The organism is Virgibacillus sp. NKC19-16, assembly GCF_021560035.1.
GTDB classification, from domain to species: Bacteria; Bacillota; Bacilli; order Bacillales; family Amphibacillaceae; genus Virgibacillus_L; species Virgibacillus_L salidurans.
Window position 1 is genome coordinate 3557819 of record NZ_CP074373.1, and the last position, 25407, is coordinate 3583225.

Here is a 25407-nt window from a genome sequence, read left to right on the forward strand (position 1 = left end):
CCCAATGGAATGACAGATAACACCGATCGTCAAACGAACTATTTGTTATCACGGTGATGCTTTTCTCTTTTGTTAATCTTGTCTCGAACTTGCTGCCCACTTAGTGTAACCATAGGCATCCCACCACCCGGATTAACTGTACCACCTACAAAATATAAATTTTCGTAGCGTTCACTGTGTTTTGGGTGTTTGAATCCCCGGTTCTGTGTTTTATGAGCCAATGTACCATAAATGGACCCTCGGTAAGAGCCATATACACGTTCTATATCATGTGGTGTCCACATATCTTCGGTAACGATATGTTCTCTTAACCCATCTAAGCCCATTTTTTCAAGTTTAACCAGCACGCGCTCCCTAAATTGAGCATAGTCCTGATTGGTAAATGGTTGATCTTGAATATAAGGGATATGTGGTAAAATTTTTATGTTTTCATGACCATGAGGTGCCTGTTTTGGATCTGTTTTATTTACATTAACTAAATAGATCGTCGGGTCGTCAGGCAACTGATGTTGATGAAATATTTTATCCATTTGTTCATATAAATTATCCGAAAAGAAAAAGTTGTGATGGGCTAATTGTGAATATGTCTTGTTTACCCCTAAATGCAAGACAAGTCCTGAACTGGAAGGTTCATACTTATCCTCTAATTTTGAGATAAATGCCTCATCTTCCTTCAGCAGTTTCCGGTACGCTGGTATGACTTCCATATTGGAGATAAAATAATCCCCTCGAACCCTTGTACCATCAACTAATTCTGCAGCTACAATCTGTTTTTTCTCATTTTTTATTAACTTCTTCACTTCTTGATTACAATAGATGTTTACACCCAATTCCATTGCAAGTTTGGCCATCCCTTCAGCAATTTGATGCATCCCTCCAGGTACATACCATAGACCTTGTTTATGCTGTATATAAATTAACATATTCAAAATAGCCGGAGCATCATACGGAGATGACCCAACATATTTAATAAAGTACGATAACATTATCCGTAACTTGGGGTTACTAATCCGCTTTTCAATAGCCCCATACATGGTTAAAAAAAGATCAAACCCCTTTAACGAATTCAAGACACCATGGTACTTAACAATCTCCTTTGTTGAATCTATTCCTTGTTCGAAATAGCCAGCTTCTGTGATATCGTATAATTGTTGGGCATAGTTTAAAAGATTTCTGTATTCGATAATGTCTTTTTTACTTATTTGCTCGTTTACTTGAAACATTTTTTCAAGGTCGCTATACAAATCAACCGTGGATCCATCGGTAAAAAAGGAACGCCATTCATGTGACAGGCGTTGTATGGGAATATAGTCTTCCATTTTCCTGCCACTATTACAAAAAAGCCGTTCAAATATATGTGGCATCGTTAAAATCGAAGGCCCCAGATCAAAGCCAAAACCATCCTGTTCCAAGCGATTCACCTTTCCACCTACATGATCATTCTTTTCATAAAGAGATACTTCATGTCCAGCTTGTGCTAGTGAAATGGCTGCAGAAAGCCCTCCTAGCCCACCACCTATTACAACAGCAGATGGTTTGAGATGCATCGTAATTCCTCCCCCAAAATAGGTTGTTACACTTGTATGGTTTGATAGATTTTTTCCATTTCTACACGAGGTACTGCATTCCGTGTTTTGAAACAATCATAATTATTTTCCCGAACAGCCGTCAAAATCCTTCGATAGACCTTTGCTGATATCGCAACTGGCACTCTACTGTCTTGATCAAAATATTGTAGATGATCTAAAAAGTCATCATAAAACTTTTCGGCGTGATGGGCCATTTTCTCCCATATATAAATAAAAGAATCATTGATGACAGCATTAGCAAGATCTGTTTCCGTGTAGGATACCGTCAGCATTTCCTGTTCGGGTATATATATTCTTCCATTCGCTTGATAATCTTCTCCGATATCTCGCAATATATTTGTGATTTGCATAGCAATCCCTAAACGAATCGCCTGGTTCGTTAAATCTTTATTCGCTCTTGCAGCAATAATCTGCAGTAGCATTAGACCAACAGAACCTGCCACATAATAACTGTACTCCTCTACCTGCTCCATCGTCTTCGGATAAGAAAAGTAGAGATCCATTCGCTGCCCCTTCAATTGATCGTAAAAATGAGAAATATTCATATCGTACCGTGTAAACACATCATGTAATGCACGCCAAATGGGGTGATCAACCAGGACTCCTTTTTCAAATCGTGATAACTCCAGTTCTAAACGATCCAGCCTTTCCACTTGTTCCTCTGTAGTCCGAGCTTCATCAACACTATCATCTGCTAATCTACAGAAAGCATAAATGGCGAATACTGCATTTGCCTTCTCTTTAGGAAGTTGACTGAATGCATAATAAAAGCTTTTCGAGTTCCTCTGAATAATCTTTTTACAATAGTAATAGTCCTGTTCCAGTTGATTAACACTTCGCATAATTAACCTCCTAATTTAGATTCAGATCCCATCTCTTTCTGGTCATCCAAAATCAGCTCTTCCGTGGCAATTTTAGCTGACAATAATACAATGGGTACGCCTGCTCCAGGATGCGTGCTGCTTCCAGTGAAGTATAAATTATCACACTTTTTCGCTTTACTTTGTGGACGTAGATGGTTACTTTGCGTTAATGTTGGACGTAAGCCAAAGCAAGCACCATTATATGCATGAAACTTAGCCGCAAAATCTTCTGGTGTCATATAGGTTTCAGTTGCAATATCATCTTCAATATTTTCAAAACCATCAATATCTTTTAATCTATTTAACACGAGCCCCCGATAATAATTTATCGTTTCGTTATTCCAGGAATAATTAGATGTAGATAAATCAGAAACAGGCACCAATATATATAATCCGTCCTTCCCTTCAGGCGCTAAAGAGGGGTCCATTTTTGAACCAATATAAACATAGAAGGAAGGATCTTCTAATCGCTCCCCATCGAATACTCCTTTCAAGTTATCTTCCAAATCATCACTAAACACAAAGTTATGAACATTCTTTACGTCATCGTATTTTCTGTTCATTCCCAGATACATAATGAAACAGGAACACGAGTATTTCATGTTATCTATTTTTTTGTCTGTATACTTTCCTTTTGCTTCTTCCGCTTGAACTAAATGCTTCATCGCATAAGGAAAATCTGCATTGCACATGACATAATCTGCATACACCCTTTCATTATCGACGCTGATTCCTTTTGCCTGCTTGTTTTCTATTATAATTTGGTCAACCGACGCATTATAATAGATAGTGCCACCTAATTCGATAAACAGCCTTTCCATCGCCTTAGCCATGGTGTACATACCACCTTTAATAAACCAAACACCGTACAATAACTCAATCATAGGAATAATCGTATATAGGGAAGGACCGCTTAATGGTGATATGCCTATGTATAACGTTTGAAAGCTAATCATTTGTTTTAGCCGTTGATTTTTTATATGTTTTCCAATAAAACGATCAGCACTTCCAAATGTTTTCAGCTTTAATCCTTGTCGAATCGTAGAAGGATTATAAAAATCAGATGCATGTCGAAATGGTCTTTGTATAAAATGATTCTTCGCCACTAAGAAACGCTCATATATTTTTTGCAAATAGGTTAAAAAACCAGCTGCGTCTTCTTCGCTAATTTCTTCCAAAGTTTTTGTAAGCTGAACCAAATCAGAGGAAATCTCATATGCATCTGTTTCTTTTTTGCCGAAGAACACCGAGTACATCGGGTCTAACTTTTCCATAGGTATATAATCATCCGGATCTCTACCTGCCAATTTAAAAATTTCCTGATATAATTCAGGCATCATTACAATGCTCGGACCAAGATCAAACTGGTAACCATCCTTTTCAATTTTGTGCATTTTTCCACCGGAAATCGCTTCTTTCTCATATAATTCAACTTGATATCCTGCATGCTGCAGACGGATCGCACTTGCTAATCCAGCTACACCAGCACCAATTACGATTACTTTTTTCTTCATTCACTCTACCCCCTCAGATTCCAAATATTATTTCTGTACAATGTTATAGAAAACATTATACAATATATGCATTATTATATACCCAAATTCCGATTTTAAAAACAAAAAACATTTTAATACATTGTATACCCTTAGCTAGATAAACATTGTACAAAGTCCATAGAGACGATATACTTAGGTAGAGTATCAAACAGCATTGGGTGATAAGATGGTATTAAACAATGGAAAGTACTATGTCAAAGAGATTGCTTCTATTACTGGATTGTCGAAACAACTTATTCGGAAATGGGAAAACAGGTATGGAGTTATTAAACCAGTTCGCCTCAAGAACGGCTATCGTTTATATGGTGACGATGATCTAAATATGCTGTTTAAAATAAAGCATTACCGCAGTCAAGGATATTCAACGAAAAGCGCCGTTCAATTTGCTCAAAATGATCAAAAGCAAGAAGCAGAAATAGTTCGGAAACAAATGCTAAAAGACGTTGATGATTTTGTCTTAAGGTTGCTGGAATACGGGGATTCCTGTAATGAAATTCATTTAAATCATATATTGCAGCAGGCTTATCATTACTATGGATTAGACGCCTTTCTGGAAAAAGTCGTCACCCCTTTCTTAAAAATAGTCGGTGATCGTTGGGAAATTGGTGAATGGGATGCATATCAAGAGTCGGTGGTTAGTCTTGTAGTCAGGGACTTTCTTATACAGATACGCAGAAATTTTCAATATGCCGATCATGCACCAATGGCATTAGGGGCCTGTCTGCCAGGAGAACAACATGAAATACCCGTTCATATTATCTTACTTAAGCTAATGATGAGAGGATGGAAAACGACGTTGGTTGGCACATCACCAGCAAAGAATTCGATTCAAGCTCTCATTCATCACCTGCAACCTGAAATTGTACTGCTTTCAGCAACTACAACAACTCCTTTTGATGAACACCCCTACTTACTTGAAGAGTTGGATCAATTTGCTGGTCAGCAGAACGAGATATATTTTTATCTGGGAGGTAAAGGATCGATCGCTCATGCAGCTACGAGCGAGCTCTATAACATCCAGATAACGAACACGTTAGATGATATGAAGAATGTAAACCCCGGTAAGATGTATAAATAGACTCGGGGGGTATTATAAATCCCTCTTTAGGTTCCCATTCCATTTATAAATTCTTTATTTTTAACAATTCATTTATACCATAAGTAGAATTCACTTATCAAGTGATAAGTGAATTCTACTTATGGTATTTTTATTAATTGCCTTAATTCCAGACAAATAAATTCAACATTTTGTTAGAAAAAGTATATTCATACAGTTACGCTGGAATTGTAATAGCATTCCTTACCAACTCTAACGTATGTATGATATAAAATAGAGGAGAGAGATTAACCGTAACGTATACCAAAAAGGAGTATATTTGCATGAAAAAAGGCAGATCCAGGAAAGAACAACTGACATTGAAAAGAGAACTGATCCTAACAACCGCTCAGAGGTTATTTATGGAGAAAGGTTATCGTGCAGTAACTACTAGAGAAATTGCAAAAGAATGCAATATAACTCAACCTGCGCTTTACTACCATTTTGCAGACAAAGAGACGTTATATATTGCCATGCTCGAAAGGTTTGTAGCAATAATTCAGGCACAATTAGAGTCTGTACCTAAAGATACAGTTGCTCAACGCTTAGAAGCCATGCTGGAGGTCCTGTCAAAGGAACACCCTACAAGTATTATGATGATGGTTCATGATATTTTAGTTGAGTTTAAAGAAGATAATCGTCGACATATTTATTATCTATGGAAACAGACCTATCTAAATCCTTTCGTCAACCTTTTTGAAGACATGAAAGAGGATGGAACACTAAGAGAGAACATATCTCCAGAAGAAGCAGCTCGTTTTTGCTTGCTAACAATGGGGCAAACCATGTCTACTTGGGAAAATAAACCTCAGTCTTTAGCGGGCCAATATACATTACTTGTGGATTTGATTTTGCACGGGACAAAAGCACCTTGATGAGTGGCGGGGAAGCTACGGTATTTGCGTATGTCTATCAAGCTCGGGAAGAAATAATTCATCTCTAACTGAATTGTTAAATTTACGCCCGAATCACAAATCAGATGGAGTCTTCTTGCCTAAAAGGATTAAAAAGCTGTCGCATACTTTTTCTGACAGCTTTTTTCTAAATGGGATCAGTCCATGACAGCAGAATTCCCTTTTCACGTAAATTCTCAAGACATTTCTCTAAATAAGCTTGATCATGTTCAGGATAAATTGATTCTCCTTCTTTTGCGAACGAAGTCCTTTCATAAAACCCTTTAGGATCGTGCGGGGGACATTGTTTACCTCGATAGAATGGGTTCTCCCATAAAGAATCATTCTGATAGCCTCTTTTTTTCATTTCGTGCATGACCTTCTCATGATATAGAAAAAGCCTTTCGGGGCTATAGCGAAACACATACTGGACAGTGGCATGCTTCTTTCCCCAGCCATTCCCTCTCAATGCACAGCATTCCCGGTGCTGTCCCAGTAATTGTTGACGTGGTAGTATTGGGATCAATGATTCATGCCATAACCTCATCTCTTTTCAACCTCCAATAAAGCTTAAATCTTAAACCAAAGGCGTCATGAACTTACTATGGTATAAGCTCGTGATCATCCAACCCACATTTCATGCATTGGCATCAAAGAAGAACAGCATCGTTTTTGTATGGTTTGTCCTACATGATATTGATTCATCTTACCCTCAATTTCTACAAAATAATAATACATCATTAGAAAAACATTAATAACGTTGCTTTACTTCTTGAAATACTTTTATTGAAAGAATTAATTGGCAATACCTACACGTGTTTGAATAAAATCCGCCTTGTCCACTAGTGAATAGGTGAAGTCTGCAGTATCCCCCGTGGTTATTCGTTTACCGTTTTCCGGTAAAAAATCTTTCATAACACGATAAGTTCCTTCTGCTTTCCCACCAAACAAAGCAGGAGGACAGACAATGGTCCAATCAAGGCTTGATCGCTTTAAGAGGCGATAAGCAGCGAGATGATCTTCTGCCGCAGTCGTTGATCTTCGCTTGGACTCCTTCGACTGAAATCGATAAACCCCTGAATCTGCGCGACTATTTAAGATCCCCGCAGTACCAACCGTGATGATTTTACGAACGCGCATTTTCTCCATTTCTTGGATAATAAAGGGCATGCTTCGTGACAGGGTGTCACTTTTATCCGTATTAAGTGCACTAATCACAACATCTACATCAATCATTGCTTCTGACAGGTCCTTCTTATACAAAACATTACCCTGAAAAACCGTTAAATACTTACTGGTCACATCTACTTTTTCAGGGGAGCGTACAAAAGCCTTAACATCGTGTTGATCAGACAGAGCTTGAAGCAAAATAGCTTTTCCTACTCTTCCAGTTGCACCTAGAATCAATATTTTCATTTTTATTTCTCCTTCAACTAAATCAATGGAATATTGTGTTTTTTATTCGACTAATTTTTTCAATATAAGAACATGAACCCTTACACAGTATCATTTTATCATATTCCTTTAAATGGGCACCACTCTTGGAAACACCTTTATAACAAACAGCTGAAATCAGCAAAATAACCCGGGTGCTGAGTCCACCCGGGTTCCTATTTCCAAACTCATGAGGCAGTGAGATTTTGCCACAACCTCATTTACTTTTAACTGCGATGTTGAACGAGGTCAATTGTACCTAATACGACGTGTGCTAATCCGAAGCCAAATACGGTGTTTGCAACCATTTTATTGGAACCAGGATTTTGTTTTAATCCATAGCCTGTAGCGGTTACGACAGTACCTAATGCAGTTGGAATCATGCCTTCACGAATATTCATCGTAATTTCCCTCCACAACATTTTATTGATTATACACCAGTATTCCATTTACTTACAAATATACAATCCGTCATTTATAAATTTTTATCCTTTTCAGGAAAGTCTCTGGAAGAATCGTTTAAATTAGATGCGTCTGTTTCATCACTAAATTCAGTACCATAATTTACATTCCTAGATTCTCTTCCCCGACGGTTACCACCATGTTCCGTTTCATCCATTGGCTCAAACAATAATGTCAGGCAGAACAAGGCACTAATTCCAACAAGTGTATATACTACTCTTGACAATGCTGCTTCTTGTCCACCAAACAGCGATGCGACTAAATCCCATTGAAATAATCCAATCAGTCCCCAATTAATACCACCGATTATTACTAACGCTAACGCAATACGTTGAACTGTTCTCAAGGGTTACACCTCCTTAGTATTACTGCCCTCCGCAATAACTCCGCAAGAAAATTAAAAGGGCATGCGCTTATTATTTGTGTTACTGTCCATTTCATACAATTTTTTTGGGAAGCATGGGCGAAAGAACTTTACGCGGCATTTGCACATATACTAACCGATAGTTGGGAGGTTATATGATGGAGGGCTTTATACAGGAGATGCTCCAGCTCTACCTTATTGCGATGGTGGGGTTTGCGGTAAGAAAGACAAAAATACTTAATGAAGAGACAAATTATGTACTGACACAGCTAATTTTATATATTACATTACCCGCTCTCATTTTATTTTCCTTGAATATTACATTTTCCATTGACTTATTAAAAGACTTTTTATGGCTGGTGTTGATGTCTGCCTATATCCTTCTCCTCTCCATATTTTTAGCTATTTGGATGCGAAAGCGATCACAGCTTTCAAAAGATAAGAAAAGCGTTTATGAAGGTCTTATTATCTTTGGCAATCAGGGATATATTGGCTATGCTGTCATTTTTTCCATTTTCGGGGAACAGGGAATCGTTTATTTAACGATGTTTAATATCGTATATTTTATTCTCATATGGACCTATGGCATTTACTTATTTACTAGGGATACAGTTGCAATTGAATGGAAAAAAATCTTCCTAAATCCAGGAGTTCTTTCCACAACGATTGGATTGATCTTTTTCCTTCTCCCCATAAGTTTGCCCGTGATGCTTGCAAATACCCTGGAGAGTGTTGGAAAAATGACGATTCCCCTGTCCATGATTTTAATTGGCAGTTTGGTCGCAAATGTAACATACAAAGACATCCCATTCTTATTAAAAAATAAATACTTATGGAAATCCGCCATAGCAAAGCTGCTCTTTATCCCGCTATTACTACTTCCCTTTGCTGCATTCTCTATACCATTTAGCCTATTTGCGGTTGCCTTTCTTGTTGCAGGAATGCCATCAGCTCCAACAATGTCGCTTTATGCGCAGAAATTCGGAGGAGATACCCTTTTTGCCTCCTTGGGCGTATTAGTATCCAGTCTGTTATGTGCTTTTAGCATCCCTTTGCTTTACTTTATTTTACATCTCTTATATTGACGTTCGAATATACTCGTCCTCATCCCTCTCCTCGCTGCTGCAAGCTAATTCTGCCATCTGTAATTTCATATACCTTATCAGAGTAGTCAAGCAACCGGGTATCATGGGTGACCACGATCGTTGTTTTATGCCTTTTTTTGGTTAAATCCTGCAGTATTTCCATCACTTCAAATGCACGGTCCGTATCAAGTGAGGCAGTAGGTTCATCTGCCAGAAGGATGCTGGGATCGCTGTACAATGCCTTCGCAATGGCCACGCGCTGCCGTTCGCCCCCTGATAAGTCAGAAGGGTACTTATTCCGTAATGGATCGATGCCCAAAGCGTTGTATAAATCATGCAGGTCATCTTTTGCGAGGTTGCCTTTTTTTACGTTGTCCAGCAACTTCATCTGCTGATCTACCGTTAGAAAGGGAACCAAGTTCGAAGTCTGTAGTACAAAACCAATTTCATGCAGGCGGACAGCGGCTCGCTTCTTTTCCTTGAAACGTGTGATAATATTTCCATTTATCGTCACTTCTCCGTGGCTCGGGGATTGAAGACCGCCAGCTATCGTTAAAAAGGTACTTTTACCAGAACCTGATGGTCCAATCACAACAATAAGTTCACCTTTTTCCGCTGTAAAATTCGTCTTTTTTAAGGCCTCGACCATAGTATGACCTTCTCCAAACACTTTATTTACTTCATTCATTGCAAGTGTAGCCATGATTTAGCCTCCTATCGCTAGTAATGGATCAATTTTTACAATCGTGCGTACAGAAAAAAATGCGCCTAAAACAGATACAGCTATGAGTACCATCCCGTAAACCAGCATTACGGTATAATCAAATGCAACGGGAACAGCTGGCGGCAGGAAGTATCCAGTGACAACAGCCAACAGGAAACCAATGATCACACCTGCAAATGCCAAAAGAAACGTCTGAGCTATTACGGAATTAGCCAGGTACCTGCTGGAAATCCCCTGTGCTTTCATGACACCAAACATACTTATCTTCTGAATGGTTAATACATAAAGGAAAATTGCCAGAATGACGGATGAAATGATGAACAAGAAATAAATCATAAAGTTTAACGTTAGATTTTGTTCGGTATAGCCAGGTAGGCTTTCAATAAATGTTGACGTATCCACCATCTGCAGCTCACCGTTTAGAGAAACTTCATCAATATTATCATCCCGAATGACAATTCCATTAATCTGCCCTTCATTGTTTTCTGCCGCGTCATCATACTGAACTGTTTGCACTGTTTCTAAACTGCTATATAGCACAGGCGCAGCACTAAATCTTGCATTATCTGTAAATCCTGTAATTGTTAATACTGCGTCAGAAGAGGATATTTCCAGTTCATCGCCGACCCGAAAACCCTCTTCCTTTAGAGTATCATCGGCAATCACTTCCCCTTCTGCCGAGAATGGGCTACCTTCTGTTACTTCAGGCATGATAAACTCATCCGTCCTGATTCCGAAGATAGACACATTGGATTTGAGATCATCATTCACACTGGCAATGGCATTTAATTGGCCCAGTACAGCAGCATCATTAACTTTTTCCGGGTTAAAATCTTCTATGTTCATGGTTGACCGGGGAAGATTAATATTTGCTTCCTCCGTTAAAATGATTCCATCCGCATTCCATTTGTCAACAGCTTCCCTATTTAACTGTTCCAATCCATTTGCTAAGCCCGATAAGAAAAAAACTAAATAGGAGACCAACATCAAAACGCCTGCAATTAAAATAAACCGCAGCTTATTATACTTCACTTCATTCCATGCTAAGAACATTTCTTCACTTCCTACTGTGCTGGATTCAATTCATACCTTAAAGCTATTCATCTTTAAGGTGATTTATTTCCATTTTTTTGTTACAACTTTAGTTTACCATATACCCTTCTTCTATGTTTTTCTAACATGACGAAGCACAGGGAAGGTTCTTAATCTGATCTGGTATGTTTCACATCTTCTTTGTTCATACTAATAATGACCATTTTTCGAACAGGAGTGATCAAACGTGATTGAACTACAAACAGCTATTGAAGGAAAGAAAACATACTTCGGGCAAATGAGAAAACTGCTAAAGCCTATGGGTTACACGTTGTGTGGAAATTGGGAGTATGACAGAGCCTTTTTCGACGGGCTATTATGGAGAGATGGCGGCGAGACGATTTACATAAGAATTCCTTTTCACGTCTTAGACGGGGAACTGGATAACGATGACACCTTTATAGAATTCGGAACACCATATGTCATTAAACATGTTGTGCATATTGGCTTAGATAGGGATGCTGATTCATTGCTTCTCACTGCAGCAGGCGGACTGAATCAATTTCAAGAACCACTCGATCGAGATGGATACATAAAAGATAAAAGTGAATGGGAAGATGCGGGCAAGCAGGCTATCGAATATATTATGGATTATATTTAGTGGGGTAGACATCAATCACCTTCATGACTTTTACATAAAATACGGCTGTTTGTACATATTAAACCTATAATTATTAATTTTATAGGAGCGTACACAATGAATGAACAGAAAACAAACCTAACATCTTCGGAAATTGCTTCACTTTGGACAGGGTATATGAATGATACTATGTCAAAATATGTTTTGGGCTATATGTTGCAACATATAGAAGACCCGGATATAAAAGCTGTTGTTCAATATTCCTATGATATGTCGTCTAACCATATCGAGCAGATAATATCTATTTTTGAAAATGAGCAATTCGCCATTCCATATGGGTTTACTGAAAAAGACGTAAACATGAATGCTCCATGGCTTTTTTCAGACATACTTTGTTTAACGTATGTGAATCATATGGCAAAAGTAGGAATGTTAACGTACAGCAGTTTTGTTTCTATGAGTTACCGGGAAGATGTATGCAACTACTTTTCGCAGGGATTAAATGATAGCAATAACCTTTATAAACAATCACTCGAAACTGCTCTTTCCAAGGGAATAAGTCCCAGACACCCATATATTGAAGTTCCTAAAGAAACGGATTATGTGGACAGCAAAAAGTATTTAAGCGGGTTAAATCCTTTCAGTGATAAACGGCCATTAAGTGCTGTAGAGATTACCCATTTGTATCAGAACGTACTGACAAATTCAATAGGGATGAAACTATGCATTGCATTTGCCCAAACGTCGCCATCTAAAGACGTACAGGATTACATGCTTCGAGCAAGAGACATCTCGAAAAAACATATCAAAATTTTTACAGATACACTTTTGAAAGATGATATGGAAACTCCACAGATAGTAGATGTAACTATAAGTGACTCCATAACCAAAACTTTTTCAGATAAATTAATAATGTTTCACACAAATTTGATGATTGCTGCAGGGGTTGGAAATTATTCTACAGCAGCATCTGCTAGTCAACGAAGTGATTTAATGGTTAATTATGAACGATTATCATTAGAAGTTTCCAAGCTTGCCAAAAGTGGTGCCGACATCATGATTAAACACGAATGGTTAGAACAACCACCCGGAATAAAAGATCGCAAAAAATTAGCGAAGAACAAACAACAAGACTGACATTAACAAAGGGGACGAACGGGGACGGTTCCCTAAGGGCGATGTCTCCCGATTTGGGAACGAGCTCTCCCGGTTTGAGGATGCGCTCTCCCGATTTCCAGCCTGTGTCTCCCGTTTTAACGAAGCTTCCTCCCGGTTTGGAGGCGTTCTCTCCCGATTTGCCACGCGCCTCTCCCGTTTTGATGAGGTAGTCTCCCGATAGGCAACCATGAAAAAAGTAATTACCCTGCAGACTCAAATCTGGGGTAATTACTTTTTGTACCCATAAAAGTCGCCGCATTCTCAAGGTACACACCTCTTTTTAGCACTATCAAAAGCATTAGATACTTTTATAATCCAGAATACAATCCGTTGTGCTGAAAAACTACTCTCATTGTTTATATTACTCTCCTGTCTTCACGTGTTCATTCCTGCTTTCTTCTTGTCCGAGTTCCATTACCGGGCTTTTTGGAAACAACGATAATCACTCCCTGATCCAACTGCTCTTCAAGGATGTTCGATTCTTCTTCTGAGAATCCGAGTACCATCAATTGAGCTCTTAGCTTATCTTCTTTATTACGGAAAATGTTTTTGATGGAGTCACCAACCCCTCTTTCGTTAACTCCTACAGTATTGGTTTTTGCACGATCAGTAACTCGATCTGTATGGTCATCATGTGTAATAACATAAATATCGTCTTGATCTACTTTTGTTTTTAGTCTTTCTATCACTTCAATAGCCTCTTCATCGCTCATATATGCTTCATAGATAAGATCCGGCATCTTCGTCATCTTCGTCATCTCCTTCATTTAATATCATATTCTATCGTGGAGTTTTAATTTACTTTTAAGCATTTGTGTACAATCACCTATTTTTATATACTTGCTACCTTAAACTCTTGAGTGTTAATTTCCCGAAAACACCTTCACTAAATCTTATTTCATTAATTTTATTGGGAATATTAATTTAGCTTCTCTTTTCTTTTTCTTCAACTACCTTTTTTCTCGGAAGCCATAAGTAGAAGCTAGGATAATCCAACCTTAAAGAAAAATAAAAAGGCCTAATCTCTCTGCATTCAAACTAGAGATTAGACTTCTTTTGCTCCACTTATAATATGTAGATACTGACATTAGGATTCGTCTGGTTGATAAAAGCTCATCGTTTACGACATGCGGTCTGAGTCCGATTTTAACTTGGATCTCTTTCTGAAACCCACAAGAAAAGAGCAAGGAGATGAAAATGGCTCCACCGATGATATTGCTGATACTTGCTGGGATCAGAACAAATAGTAGTAACAGTTTAGTAAAGTAATCATCCTCTCTGCCAATCTAGTAAAGACGTAATTTACCCACGTCAAATGCTTGCTTCATTTCCTCACCTAACATCAATACCTGCTATAAGCTGACATCGACCAGCGCCAGCATAACACCCAAACGCACAGTGACAAAAGAATAGAAACTCCCCACAACATTACCGGATAGGATTCCATAATTTCTGTGGTCAATCCTGCCAACTGACTTACGAATTCAAATTGGCTAAATGCAATTAATAAAATAAGAAATAAAAGAGACAAATAACTGCTTCCCCACTGAAAGAAAATGCCTAATTCAACAGCTAATACACCGGAAGCGAAAAGGAAGGGAACTATGCATAATGCCGTCCAACCTTCAGGAGCTGTAGAGTAAGGGAAATTCATTTCAAAAGCCCACCATAGGAAACACAACCATCCAGCCATAATACCATTTAAAAGAAAGTTGGTAATATATTTTCCAGTCACGATTTCTCTTAAGGTGATAGGGAGCGTATGAACATACGAATAATAGCCTGTGCCAAGCTCTCGTTCGGGTCTGTTGGAAAACTTCATCCAACTTATCGCATAGGGTATAAACAAAACAGCAAGATAAAGCATGGAAAAATCTTCGTAACTGATCCCTGCTGCGTTCACCCAGTCAAGTGCACCTTCCTTGCTGCTATAATAAATCAACACGCCAGCGAGAACCAGAGAGGTCAGGAAATACCAGAATAACAAATGGCGGTTACTGTAGCATTCTTCTTTAATTAAATGAATAACCACACTTGTTCTCATCATTTCTTCCCTCCCTCTGATAATCTAGCATCTGCATACTTGCCTCCGTCAGGGAATCCACTTCTATTTGTCCACCAAATAGTTACCCACCAGCAAATGAAATAAATCACCATAGGTACTATTATTAACAGCAACCAAAACTGGGTGAAGGATATTCCCAGATCCTCTAGTAAGAATCCTGATGAAATCGCAATCACTCCCCATATGGCTAATGCTATATAAAAAATCCAATCTTTCCCTCCAGCACCCCATATGAAATGACATATCTGCATGATTGCAGCAATAAAAAGAGCCATGGAAATAAAGACCGACGCCATCATCCAGGCTTCAAACGTCCAGGAAGCATTAATCCACTGATTAAGAGAAACAAATAATAACATCCAAATAAAAGAGGCAGCGCATAGTCCCAGGTTACTGAGAAATTTCGCGTGGATAATATAATTTTTGCGGACAGGCAGCGTTTGTAAAAAAGTTATCTGCCGATTAGCCGCTTCTTGCTTCATGGTATAACTTAATCGACCATAGACAAAAAGCAACCCAATAAGACAAATCATCATATTCATATTTTCAACATCAGTAAGTCCGGCCACTTTTGGGCCTAGAATCCATGTAAGCAAAATTATTCCTGCCCCAAAAAGGTTATGATAGTAAATCATCTTCTTCCAATAAAACATTTCATCAAACTCTCTAGAAATCAACACCTTCATTTCTTACCCCTCCTTTCGTCCTGTCAACAGTAAGAAAAGTTCCTCTAATGTCAGACGCTCTGCGTACCATTCGCCCTCCGCGGTTTTCTGGAATTCATCGTACTGAGCTGTATATCCCACATAACTTCCCCTTGTCGGTTCACAATTAAAGAGAAGGGGATGGTCAATAACTTTTTCAGCATCGCCACCGGATATAACGATTCTTCTGTAACGATCCAGTAATGATTCCTTATCTTCATTGAATAAAATCTGTCCTTCATCAATGATAGCCACCCAGTCTGCGATCTTCTCCACATCCGGTGTAATATGAGATGAAAATAATACACCCCTATTCTCATCCTGTACAAATTCCAGCAGTATCTCTAGAACCTCTCCTCGCACCACAGGATCCAAACCGGAAGTCGGTTCATCGAGAAGCAATAATTTCGGCTGATGCGCCATCGCAAGTATAAGGGAGGCCTTGACCTTCATCCCTTTGGAAAACTTATCTATTCGTTTATCTGTCGGAATTCCAAAACGCTGCAAATTTTGCTTTACCATCTCCTGATCCCAGTTTGGGTAAAAATGACGTGAAAACTGCAACGTCCGTTCCACTGTCCAGGCATTATTCAATAGTGGCGTATCACCTACATATCCCACCTGTTCTTTAATAGCAACCTCATCCTCCGGCATAGACATACCTAAAATGCGAATGTCACCCTCATCCGGTTTAATCAAATCCATTACCGCTTGCATTGTTGTGCTTTTTCCTGCGCCATTTCGTCCAAGAAAACCCATAATTCCTCCAATTGGCAATGCGAGATTTACATTCTCCAGCTGAAAGTCCTTGTAATATTTGCTTAATCCATTTATCTCTAATAACAGTGGCTGTTCATCTATATTTGCCAGTTGTTGTTTATGCATCGGTTTGTCCTCCCTCCCTGTTTGAAGTATTATTCCTGTCTTTTCGTTTTCTGCCATAAGTCGTTAATCAAATTCTGAAATTGTTCTTGATTCAGATCTAACTCTTTTGCCCGTAACACCGATTCCAAAAGAGGCTCACGCACTTGTTCCATTTTCCACCGCGAAAGCCTTTCTTCACTTAACGCTGACACAAAACTGCCTTTGCCTTTCCGTGTATAAATAAATCCTATTAATTCTAATTCCTGATAAGCCCGCCTAATTGTTATCCCGCTAGTTGTCAGCTCTTTGGATAGCTCCCGAATTGACGGCAACATCTCCCCCGGTTCCATTTCCCCAGCTACAATAAGCCGCTGAATCTCTTCAACCACCTGCTCATACATCGGCTTCGGACTCGCTTGCGACACATGGATCAGCACATCGAAACACCTCCTTGGAAACCTTATCCGTGTATATATTATATACACAGTATACATGATAGTATATGTTTTAGCAAAAAAGAAGCCGGGAGCGGTTTTCCTGCTTCCTTATGAAGCAAAAGAATCATCTCCGGGCTTCTTAACACTACAACTTTATGACAAATAAAAACAGCCAAGACTCCTGTATTCATAAGGATTTTTGGCTGTTTTTATTAATTTTAGCTGAAAAAGTCACAAGAATATCCGCTATTACTTGATGCAACAATAAAAATTAATCAAAAAGGTAGAAAACTAGTGTTCTTTCCAAAACTTTATAGTATAATAGACTCAGACAGTGAAGCAGTGTGAGGCGCACATCCCATAACAGAAGGGAGGTGTGGCAGTACATTCCCAGGAAAGAAAAGGGGTGATTGCCCGTGATACCAATCGAAAATACACCCCGAGTTAATGATTTTATCTGCAATTCTGGCAGTATTGATTGTGGACGGCCAAAAACAAAAGTAATTACCCTGTAGACTCAAATCTGGGGTAATTACTTTTCATCCTCAAGTCGCCGCACTTTGCGGTAACTGTTTAGAGTCGTAAGTTGCTGCTTACGACTCGTTTTTATTATTATCTTCTTATTTTAATTATATGCGATTATGTTAAAGAATACAACTTTTTTATACAACTTCCCGAACTGAATCCGATATACAAAGCAGGGGGGCTGGTTCTCCCGCTTTCTAAAGAAAGAAGCAAAATAACTATCCCCATACTTCCAACTTCACCACAAAAGATTTACAATAGAATAAGTAACAATTTTAAGGAGGACGTTCCATGGGACTATTCGATGGCGTGATGGGGAATGCATCTGAAATGGATGCTCAGGAAGCTGAAAAGGAGCTCACAGAATTACTCAGCACTACAGAAAAAGTAGAACACGCGTATAAGCTGATACGCGATCTGATGGTTTTTACAAACAAGCGTCTAATTCTAGTCGATAAACAAGGAGTTACCGGGAAAAAGGTAGAATACCATTCGATACCATACCAGAATATCACCCATTTTTCGATTGAAACTGCAGGTACATTTGATATGGAGGCTGAACTGAAATTATGGGTTTCAGGGAGTGCCGAGCCTATTGGAAAAACATTCAACAAGCAGTTAAGCATTTACAAAGTACAGAGCGTATTGGCAGAATATGTTTGCTGAATACAAAAAGGGCTGAACCTCCCAAGATCAAGGTCAGCCCTTTTATTACTAATTATGCTGCAACAGTTTCTTGGTTTTCTTGTTCTTCCGTTTGGTTTGTCATACGGTTTTTCAAGAAAGGAAGTACCCATCTGTCTAAGCCATATCTACCTGCATTATAACCCGCAATCATTAGAAATACGGTGATGGCAACCATTTGCGCGTTTGTGCTTACGGTTCCGCTGAACAGGAATGCGAAATTCATTGTGATACCCATTAGTGCTGCAAAATTAGTGAAAAGACCCAGAATAAGTGCAATACCTACCAACAATTCGCCCCACATTACTATGATTGAAAAAAGTTCCGCGTTCGGCAGTGCTACTGCTTCCAGGAATGTCCCCCACCATGCTTGAACCGTTGCTCCCTCACCGGTTGAGTTGGCAATGGCACCTTGGATAAAACCACTAGCATCAAATTCTCCACCAACAATTTTCCCATATCCACCTGTCACCCATTGATACCCAATATAAATCCGTAAGAAAGCTAATATTCCAGCTACTACTTTATTATTGCGAATGAAATCCATAATCATCATTTCCATCTCCTTTTATTTTTATGTTCAGTATTTCACAATAAATTATGAATGTGTTTCTTTATTACAATTACATCATAGCATGATCATAACTTCATGAAAATAACTTTGTTCAGTATTTCACAATTTGTTAATAAAGTTGTGGCAAAATGGTGAACAACCGGGTAAAGGCAGCTATGCTTAAAAAAAATAAAAATACCCTTGACTTACAGCGAAAGTATTTTATACTGTTTATATACACATACACAGTAATACAGTTGAAAAGGAGGGCACACCATGCAAGACTGGAAACAAGCTTATTGGCTGGCTACATTTGAATGGAAGGCTTCCATAAGGGCCTTTATATGGACTTTTCTATTCTTTGCTGTTATTGCAGTATTTTTCTTACCGTCATTTAGCACTTATTTAGAAAATGATTTTGCTGGGTTTGATTTACTTTTCATTACTCTGTTTGCCCTGTTTCCAGCCTGGTTGAGAATCAAAGAATTTCAATACCAGAAGATCAGTGGAGAAATTTGGGCATCACCAGCATTAATCATGTTAGCACAATTACCTGTTTCAAAAAATGTATTAATCAAAAGCAGATTCATCGTTTACGCTGCCTATTCCATTCCATATAACCTTTTAATGCTTATCGCGCTATATATTGTAAACCCGCAATTCCAAACGATGATATCACCTATGTCACACATTGCCTTTGCTATCATTTGGCTCGCGATCGGAATTTATGCTGGTTTCGTCATGCCCGCAAGTGACGCAGGAGATATAGTGAATACGAAAATCATGACATTTCACGGTATCATTCTAATCATAGGCGGATTGTTATTTATTACGTTTATTCATTTGCTTTTCGGCAATGGTCCTGTTTATTTAACAATTATTGCAGCCCAAGATTGGCCGCTCTTATCATCCATCATTTCGATATTATTTGCATTCCTTGGAGTTCATTATTGGCAGCGTTATATGAAAAAGCAAATAGATAAAATAGATTATCTCTAATGAGCCATTTCACAGAAAGGGGTGTGTACCGTGGAGCTGCCAATTCGTCTTTCTAAGGATTCACGAGAACCAATCTATCACCAGATCGAAAAACAGCTTAAAGCATTGATCGCTGGTGCCCATCTTCCTGCAGGTACATCACTACCTTCCATTCGTGTGCTTTCCAGGGATTTGGAAATTAGTGTGATTACCATTCGTCGCGCCTATCAAAACTTGGAATACCAGGGATTTATACGAACGACACAAGGAAAAGGTACCTTTGTTGCGGAAATAGAGGATTCTCTTAAACAACAAGTAAAGATATCCTCTGTCTATGAAACCATTGAAAAGGCAGTTGAAACAGCAATTAATTATGATTATACCATCGAGCAGATTGAAGAAATTTTTCATGAAGTGTTGATTCGACAAAAGAAAGGAGAGTAAGAGCGATGCAACCATTTGTACAGATCAAAGATTTAGAGAAAAAGATAGATGAATTCCATCTTGGTCCGATTGATTTAAGCCTTGAACCCGGGACGATCACTGCCTTAGTCGGTAACAACGGCTCCGGAAAAAGTACATTGCTGAAGCTAATCATGAATCTCGCAACGCCTGATAAGGGAAACATCGAAGTCTTTGATGCCTTTGTCTATGGGCATGATGAAAGCTGGAAGTCTAAAGTGTCCTACCAGCCGCAAACTGTGATTGGCTGGGATGCCTATAACGGAAAAACGTTGAGAGATCTAATTTCGCCATTGTACCCTAACTGGGACGATGCGTTATTCGATAAAATGGTAAAGCTTTTCGATATCCCGTTAAATAAGCGATTCGGGAAATTATCACAGGGAGTCCAGCAAAAGTTGAACCTGGCTTTAACTATTTCAAGGAATACACCGATATTACTGCTGGATGAACCAACATCTTTCATGGATATCCCTTCTAAAAAGCATCTGATGGACATATTAGTGGATTGGATGGATCAGGGGGAGCACGCCATTATTATGGCAAGCCATCAATCAGCAGATATGATGAAACTTGTAGACTACTTATCCGTAATAAAAAGCGGAGAGATGATAGGAATCTTTGAAAAGGAGGCATTAACAGAAAGCTTTAAACGCTATTGGGTTGTCAGTTCGCTTCCAAAAGCACACATACCAGGTGAAGTTTCCCGGGAAAATCAGCAAATCCTTTCGAATCAACCTGAGGCAACGGAGAATTATTTCCTGGAAAATAATTTGGAGTGGGCAAACCGGACTGCGCTGGATTTGGAAGAAATTATTACGTTGTTGCTACAGAGGAAGCACGGGGATGGTTCTTTTGCATCTTAAAATTAGATATCTTGAGGAAACTTGAGAACCGTTGCTGTGCTTCTTGATTTTTTGTGCTTGCGCTTACCGTTACGTTATGCCTTATGCTCTATATATAAGGAGCTGACAAAATGTATACAATTAGTGAATTCGGAATGAAAACTGGTATCTCAACGAGAACACTGCGCTTTTATGAGGAAATTGAATTGCTCTATCCGAGTGAACGCAACACGAGTGGTCATCGTCTTTACGGACTTTCGGAACTAGCCACGCTGCAACAAATTCAATCGTTAAAATTCATCGGTTATTCACTTCAGGAAATTAAGAACTTTCTTGAAGAAAAAGGTGCATCAATGGACCATTTGGAATCTTCACTGCCCCTACAAAAGAAGCTGTTAATGGAGAAAAGAGATGAGTTGAACCGGGCAATTGATTCAATCGATTATGTGCAGGGATTGCTTAAGGAAGGACATTCGATGACATGGCGGCACTTAAGTTCCTTGCTCCAAAGTATTGAATGTGAAGAGGATCAAAAGGAATGGATGAAGGAGTATTTCTCTGAAGAATTCGCTCAGCAGTACTTTGATCTTACGAAAGAACAGCGACAAGAGCTTGATAAAGATTGGATGTTGATCTTAGCAGACGTAAAAAAGCTAATAAAAGAACAACGTGCCAGCACATGCTCCTGAAGCGAAACAAGTAGTCTTTCGCATGCTCAAACTTCTCTCAAAATCCATGCCAGAAGAAGAATTGCTCAATTACATGAATAAAATTGAACACACAGTCGAATCAGGTAAGATGGATGATTTCAATTTTCCAAGCTTCTGGACACCAGAGGAAGAAACATATATAGAAGAAGTGATGAGAGCCATTGAGCAAGAGATGGAAGAGTAGTGTTTGAAGACAGATGGGAGGCATGATTATTTCTACTGATCTATATTACTTTTACCATAGGAAACCCCTTTAGAAAAATTACATCCAAAGGGGCAATATAAACAGTTAGTCTTTATTTCAAACCCACACACTTCGATGGAGAATTTGTAATTAGAAAAGTTGGCTTTGTTAAAGGGGTTATTAGAAAGTGTTCTTTGCTTTATTAGAATCCCTTATACTTTGAAGTGCAATCCTTTACGGCAAAAGCTCATAGCTTGCACTTATGCGGTAAGAAAGTAGTTATACTTTCTTAACTGCCAAGAAACGATATCGTACGATCAAATTAGAAAGGGGAAAACATATGGAAACAATGCTATCTGTTGAAAAGTTAGGAAAATCTTTTAAAGACAAACAGGTTATCTCAAGAATCTCCTTTGATGTACGTAAAGGAGAAATTATGGCAATCCTGGGACCGAATGGTGCCGGGAAATCAACGACCATTCGCAATATCATGGGGATCATGTACCCGGACGAGGGGACGATTACTTTTCAAAACAATGCGGCACAGGAAATTCCGCGTCATAAAATCGGCTATTTGCCGGAGGAGCGCGGTCTGTACAAAAACGTAAAAGTCATGGATATCCTGCTTTATTTGGCGGAACTCAAGGACTATCCGCTTGATAAAGCGAAAGAGCGGGCACTTGCCTATTTGAAAAAATTTGATCTGGAAGGAAAAGAAAAAGTTTCAGTAGAAGAACTTTCCAAAGGGATGGGGCAAAAAGTTCAATTTATAGCATCCGTTATTCATGAGCCAGAGCTATTGATCTTGGATGAACCTTTTTCCGGACTTGACCCGGTCAGCCAGGAATTGTTCAAGCAAGAGATTCGTAATCTTGCAAGCAAAGGTACAGCAATTCTCCTCTCATCCCATCAAATGAACCTAGTTGAGGAAATGGCTGACAGGTTGTTCATGATGCATCAAGGTCAAAAAGTGATCCATGGAACGATGGATGATGTAAAGACACAATATGCGAATTTCAAATGTACCATACGCGGAAAAAATGACCTCGGGGAACTCGAACGCATACCACAAGTACAGCGCGTGAAGCAAAGTGAGGAAACGTCGGTTCTTTATTTATCCAATGATGTGCAGCCATCCATTTGGTTGAAGAATTTGCCGGATCACATTGTCATTCAGGAATTAGCTATCGATCGTATTTCCCTACATGAAATATTTATCGATATCGCAACAGACAGAAATTTAGTAGAGGAAGCTGGTGAATTACATGCATAACACAACGAAGGTTGCTAAATGGGAAATTAAACGCAATATGAAAAACAAATCCTATCTTATCGGATTATTTTTGACACCTGCTATCTTTCTGTTTTTCTTCATGATGCCATCTATTTTCGGTGGATCGGATGAGGAAGAAGCGGCATCCACAACCGTTTTTGTAAATGATCAACTCGGTGTGTATGAACAAATGGAACAAACCGCAGAACAATCCGGTTTCGACTGGGAGTTGCAGCAAACCGATGTGGAAGAGTCTGATGTAAATGCTGCGCTGGAGGATGAGGAAAACACTGCCTACGTATTTGTAGATGAGAGTTCCTTGGAAAATGGCGTGGTACCAGTCTATACAAGTAATGAAATGGATCAATTTTTTACCAATCAAGTGCAAGCATTAGCAGCGCCAATTCAAGCCATGAAATTGGAAGAGTTGGGTTTGAGCGATGAAGAAATGGCGGTCGTCTCAAGTGGTGTTGTTTTTGAAGAAACAACAGCAGGTGACATGGAAGCTAGTGAATCCGGAGAAAGTACCGACACCGGGATGGCAGCGGATAATCTGATGGAGCGAATCGTTCCTGGTGCCTTTGCCATGGCGATCATGCTTTCGATTGTTTTGACAGGGATGGCGATATTCCAAAGTGCCTCCCAGGAAAAGAAAGACAAAATTGCTGAAATCATTCTATCATCCTTAACACCTGGAGAATTGATGCAGGGTAAAATTGTCGGCTATTTTGTATTAGGGCTTATTCAGGTCGTCGTCTTGACGGTATTTATTTTACCGGTACTTGTATGGCAAATAGATGTACCGATTCTGGAATATCTATTCGTACCAGAACTTCTCTTGTTGATTGCTATCGCTATTCTAGGCTATCTGTTGTTCGCTTCTATTTTCGTTGGAATTGGCGCAACGATGTCAGATGTGTCAACAGCAGGGAACTTCCAGGGCATGGTTATGATGCTGCCATTTTTGCCAGCTATTTTTATCGGACCAGTAATAAGTGATCCAAGCGGCTTCGTAGCACAACTCGGTACCTATATTCCATTTACCTCTCCAGGCGTGTTACTGCTCCGCCTCTCGCTGCTGGAAGAATGGCCTTGGATGGAAATCCTTATCGCCATCGCTATTTTAGTTGTGAGTGTCTGGGTCTTCATGAAACTGGCAGGAAAAATATTTAAGACAGGTATTCTTATGTATGGGAAGAATGCGACGCCGGGTGAGATTTGGAAGTGGATCCGAGCTTAGTGTTTATATCTGTAATATGATCTATTAAGTGGCATAATGAGTGTAAGCAACAACCCGTTACCCTTCAAGGGGATGAATGCAAATATAGAATAGACCTCCACTTGGCTGTTTAACTCAAGGGGGGTCTATCTTTGTGATCCCGTGATTATCCCAACAAGAAATTAATCCATTCACTCATATCGTAAGGCTTCAATAGGATCTAACTTAGAAGCTTTATTAGCATTCCAGAAATAAGACCTAATCATGAAGAATGGTTACTATTTTCCCTTTCTATTGAGACTTTCCAAACAAACGAATGCAGTAGCTATTGCAATTTCAGTATCGGTCCGGATACGACTATGGATATGTTCGGCTTGGCGACAAACAAGAAGGCGAAAAGCCAGCCTTAACTCCTTATTCCAATGGTTCTACAGAAGTTGAATTGCTAAAATTTTTATAAGCTATATAAACAGAAATGCCTGAACCGATGAGAAATAAAATGGAAACGATAAAATTCAGTTCCTCCAAGGATAAGGCTTCTCCTGCCGTTGTATCTTTAGGATTGTTTGCTCCAGTTCTTTGCGTGGACGACATTATGACACCCCCAAATGTTGTTCCCTTTTATTAAACTATTCAGCAACGAAATATCTGATTATGTATTTGACACGCTTGTATTATGATACAAGTCCATCAATCTAAAATCCCCTTGATCAGCTCTCGATAATCTGTTAGTATATTATGTAATTTCATAACATACCTTATCAGATCGATGAGGTAGAGGCGCGGATGGTAAAAGTAGTCAATTGGAGTATGACATCGATGATGATTGATGAAAGGATTATTCGCCGAAGCATAATAAATGTCAACCTTATTATTGCTGGGATGTCTTTAAAGAAGGGACATACTGTCATGCGTCGTGCATGGAGAACTGCTGATCGAGATGGAGGATAACGTCTATTGTCAAACAAGGATAGGTTATTTTCTATCGTTGTTTTTTTGTATTTTAAA

Annotated in this window: 29 protein-coding genes and 1 riboswitch; of the genes, 13 read left to right on the top strand and 16 right to left on the bottom strand. The window is 39.0% G+C overall.

What is annotated here, in order from left to right; all coding sequences use genetic code 11:
* Positions 1-38: 38 nt before the first annotated feature.
* Genes KFZ58_RS17695 through KFZ58_RS17705 form a run of 3 tightly spaced genes read right to left on the bottom strand, consistent with a single transcriptional unit; the run spans position 39 to position 3966 of the window.
* On the bottom strand, positions 39-1547 hold the full coding sequence (locus KFZ58_RS17695; RefSeq protein WP_235792596.1) for a phytoene desaturase family protein: 1509 nt from the start codon (positions 1545-1547) through the stop codon (positions 39-41).
* A 26-nt stretch (positions 1548-1573) separates the two neighbouring features.
* Positions 1574-2431 carry a phytoene/squalene synthase family protein gene (locus KFZ58_RS17700; RefSeq protein ID WP_235792597.1) on the bottom strand — a complete coding sequence of 286 codons (858 nt, stop codon included), beginning with the start codon at positions 2429-2431 and terminating at the stop codon, positions 1574-1576.
* Positions 2432-2433: 2 nt separating this feature from the next.
* A complete protein-coding gene (locus KFZ58_RS17705) occupies positions 2434-3966 on the bottom strand; it encodes a phytoene desaturase family protein (protein WP_235792598.1) in 1533 nt (510 codons plus the stop codon).
* A 196-nt stretch (positions 3967-4162) separates the two neighbouring features.
* Between KFZ58_RS17705 and KFZ58_RS17710 the strand changes: the two genes are divergently transcribed.
* Positions 4163-5086 carry a MerR family transcriptional regulator gene (locus KFZ58_RS17710; protein WP_235792599.1) on the top strand — a complete coding sequence of 308 codons (924 nt, stop codon included), beginning with the start codon at positions 4163-4165 and terminating at the stop codon, positions 5084-5086.
* Between the two features lie 302 nt (positions 5087-5388).
* Complete coding sequence (locus KFZ58_RS17715) at positions 5389-5979, top strand: TetR/AcrR family transcriptional regulator (protein WP_235792600.1); 591 nt, start codon at positions 5389-5391, stop codon at positions 5977-5979.
* A gap of 166 nt (positions 5980-6145) precedes the next feature.
* Here the strand turns inward: KFZ58_RS17715 and KFZ58_RS17720 are convergent, their stop codons facing one another.
* The 4 genes from KFZ58_RS17720 to KFZ58_RS17735 all read right to left on the bottom strand — a co-directional run bounded on the left by KFZ58_RS17720 (position 6146) and on the right by KFZ58_RS17735 (position 8239).
* The gene (locus tag KFZ58_RS17720; RefSeq protein ID WP_235792601.1) at positions 6146-6544 is read right to left on the bottom strand and encodes a TIGR02328 family protein; all 399 of its coding nucleotides are present in this window, start codon (positions 6542-6544) and stop codon (positions 6146-6148) included.
* Between the two features lie 248 nt (positions 6545-6792).
* Complete coding sequence (locus KFZ58_RS17725; RefSeq protein WP_235792602.1) at positions 6793-7413, bottom strand: NAD(P)-dependent oxidoreductase; 621 nt, start codon at positions 7411-7413, stop codon at positions 6793-6795.
* A gap of 245 nt (positions 7414-7658) precedes the next feature.
* Positions 7659-7832: an asparagine synthase gene (locus tag KFZ58_RS17730; RefSeq protein ID WP_235792603.1), complete on the bottom strand. Its 174-nt coding sequence runs from the start codon at positions 7830-7832 to the stop codon at positions 7659-7661.
* 74 nt (positions 7833-7906) lie between these two features.
* The gene (locus KFZ58_RS17735; RefSeq protein ID WP_235792604.1) at positions 7907-8239 is read right to left on the bottom strand and encodes a DUF378 domain-containing protein; all 333 of its coding nucleotides are present in this window, start codon (positions 8237-8239) and stop codon (positions 7907-7909) included.
* Between the two features lie 176 nt (positions 8240-8415).
* Between KFZ58_RS17735 and KFZ58_RS17740 the strand changes: the two genes are divergently transcribed.
* Complete coding sequence (locus tag KFZ58_RS17740; protein WP_235792605.1) at positions 8416-9342, top strand: AEC family transporter; 927 nt, start codon at positions 8416-8418, stop codon at positions 9340-9342.
* Positions 9343-9361: 19 nt separating this feature from the next.
* Here the strand turns inward: KFZ58_RS17740 and KFZ58_RS17745 are convergent, their stop codons facing one another.
* Both KFZ58_RS17745 and KFZ58_RS17750 read right to left on the bottom strand, forming a co-directional pair.
* On the bottom strand, positions 9362-10045 hold the full coding sequence (locus KFZ58_RS17745) for an ABC transporter ATP-binding protein (protein ID WP_235792606.1): 684 nt from the start codon (positions 10043-10045) through the stop codon (positions 9362-9364).
* A gap of 3 nt (positions 10046-10048) precedes the next feature.
* Positions 10049-11119, bottom strand: coding sequence for an ABC transporter permease (locus KFZ58_RS17750; RefSeq protein ID WP_235792607.1), 1071 nt, complete (start codon positions 11117-11119; stop codon positions 10049-10051).
* A gap of 226 nt (positions 11120-11345) precedes the next feature.
* Between KFZ58_RS17750 and KFZ58_RS17755 the strand changes: the two genes are divergently transcribed.
* Both KFZ58_RS17755 and KFZ58_RS17760 read left to right on the top strand, forming a co-directional pair.
* Positions 11346-11759 carry a YugN family protein gene (locus KFZ58_RS17755; RefSeq protein WP_235792608.1) on the top strand — a complete coding sequence of 138 codons (414 nt, stop codon included), beginning with the start codon at positions 11346-11348 and terminating at the stop codon, positions 11757-11759.
* Between the two features lie 96 nt (positions 11760-11855).
* Positions 11856-12875, top strand: coding sequence for a DUF3231 family protein (locus KFZ58_RS17760; RefSeq protein ID WP_235792609.1), 1020 nt, complete (start codon positions 11856-11858; stop codon positions 12873-12875).
* Positions 12876-13279: 404 nt separating this feature from the next.
* Here KFZ58_RS17760 and KFZ58_RS17765 read toward each other — a convergent pair whose 3' ends face one another.
* From KFZ58_RS17765 to KFZ58_RS17785, 5 genes are all read right to left on the bottom strand, one after another.
* Complete coding sequence (locus KFZ58_RS17765; protein ID WP_235792610.1) at positions 13280-13645, bottom strand: YflT domain-containing protein; 366 nt, start codon at positions 13643-13645, stop codon at positions 13280-13282.
* 593 nt (positions 13646-14238) lie between these two features.
* The gene (locus tag KFZ58_RS17770; RefSeq protein ID WP_235792611.1) at positions 14239-14943 is read right to left on the bottom strand and encodes an ABC-2 transporter permease; all 705 of its coding nucleotides are present in this window, start codon (positions 14941-14943) and stop codon (positions 14239-14241) included.
* The gene (locus KFZ58_RS17775; protein WP_235792612.1) at positions 14940-15647 is read right to left on the bottom strand and encodes an ABC-2 transporter permease; all 708 of its coding nucleotides are present in this window, start codon (positions 15645-15647) and stop codon (positions 14940-14942) included. Before KFZ58_RS17775 ends, KFZ58_RS17770 begins: the two co-directional genes overlap by 4 nt.
* 3 nt (positions 15648-15650) lie before the next feature.
* Positions 15651-16550, bottom strand: a complete 900-nt coding sequence (locus KFZ58_RS17780) for an ABC transporter ATP-binding protein (protein ID WP_235792613.1) — start codon at positions 16548-16550, stop codon at positions 15651-15653.
* A 29-nt stretch (positions 16551-16579) separates the two neighbouring features.
* The gene (locus KFZ58_RS17785; protein ID WP_235792614.1) at positions 16580-16966 is read right to left on the bottom strand and encodes a GntR family transcriptional regulator; all 387 of its coding nucleotides are present in this window, start codon (positions 16964-16966) and stop codon (positions 16580-16582) included.
* An 816-nt stretch (positions 16967-17782) separates the two neighbouring features.
* Here KFZ58_RS17785 and KFZ58_RS17790 point away from each other — a divergent pair.
* On the top strand, positions 17783-18157 hold the full coding sequence (locus KFZ58_RS17790; protein ID WP_235792615.1) for a PH domain-containing protein: 375 nt from the start codon (positions 17783-17785) through the stop codon (positions 18155-18157).
* Positions 18158-18209: 52 nt separating this feature from the next.
* On the opposite strand, the gene KFZ58_RS17795 is transcribed toward KFZ58_RS17790, so the two are convergent.
* On the bottom strand, positions 18210-18728 hold the full coding sequence (locus KFZ58_RS17795) for a DoxX family protein (protein WP_235792616.1): 519 nt from the start codon (positions 18726-18728) through the stop codon (positions 18210-18212).
* 276 nt (positions 18729-19004) lie between these two features.
* Between KFZ58_RS17795 and KFZ58_RS17800 the strand changes: the two genes are divergently transcribed.
* From KFZ58_RS17800 to KFZ58_RS17825, 7 genes are all read left to right on the top strand, one after another.
* The gene (locus tag KFZ58_RS17800; protein ID WP_235792617.1) at positions 19005-19727 is read left to right on the top strand and encodes a hypothetical protein; all 723 of its coding nucleotides are present in this window, start codon (positions 19005-19007) and stop codon (positions 19725-19727) included.
* A gap of 30 nt (positions 19728-19757) precedes the next feature.
* Positions 19758-20150 (top strand): GntR family transcriptional regulator, encoded by a 393-nt coding sequence (locus KFZ58_RS17805; protein ID WP_235792618.1) that lies wholly within the window; start codon positions 19758-19760, stop codon positions 20148-20150.
* A 5-nt stretch (positions 20151-20155) separates the two neighbouring features.
* The gene (locus tag KFZ58_RS17810) at positions 20156-21034 is read left to right on the top strand and encodes an ATP-binding cassette domain-containing protein (protein WP_235792619.1); all 879 of its coding nucleotides are present in this window, start codon (positions 20156-20158) and stop codon (positions 21032-21034) included.
* Positions 21035-21144: 110 nt separating this feature from the next.
* The gene (locus KFZ58_RS17815) at positions 21145-21702 is read left to right on the top strand and encodes a MerR family transcriptional regulator (RefSeq protein ID WP_235792620.1); all 558 of its coding nucleotides are present in this window, start codon (positions 21145-21147) and stop codon (positions 21700-21702) included.
* A gap of 73 nt (positions 21703-21775) precedes the next feature.
* Positions 21776-21907 (top strand): hypothetical protein, encoded by a 132-nt coding sequence (locus KFZ58_RS19245; protein WP_255694958.1) that lies wholly within the window; start codon positions 21776-21778, stop codon positions 21905-21907.
* Positions 21908-22247: 340 nt separating this feature from the next.
* Positions 22248-23180: an ABC transporter ATP-binding protein gene (locus KFZ58_RS17820; protein WP_235792621.1), complete on the top strand. Its 933-nt coding sequence runs from the start codon at positions 22248-22250 to the stop codon at positions 23178-23180.
* Positions 23173-24420 (top strand): ABC transporter permease, encoded by a 1248-nt coding sequence (locus KFZ58_RS17825; protein ID WP_235792622.1) that lies wholly within the window; start codon positions 23173-23175, stop codon positions 24418-24420. The genes KFZ58_RS17820 and KFZ58_RS17825 overlap by 8 nt, the downstream gene beginning before the upstream one ends.
* A gap of 393 nt (positions 24421-24813) precedes the next feature.
* Here the strand turns inward: KFZ58_RS17825 and KFZ58_RS17830 are convergent, their stop codons facing one another.
* Positions 24814-24993 (bottom strand): hypothetical protein, encoded by a 180-nt coding sequence (locus KFZ58_RS17830; RefSeq protein ID WP_235792623.1) that lies wholly within the window; start codon positions 24991-24993, stop codon positions 24814-24816.
* A 173-nt stretch (positions 24994-25166) separates the two neighbouring features.
* Positions 25167-25338, top strand: a riboswitch (Lysine riboswitch).
* Positions 25339-25407 lie beyond the last annotated feature (69 nt).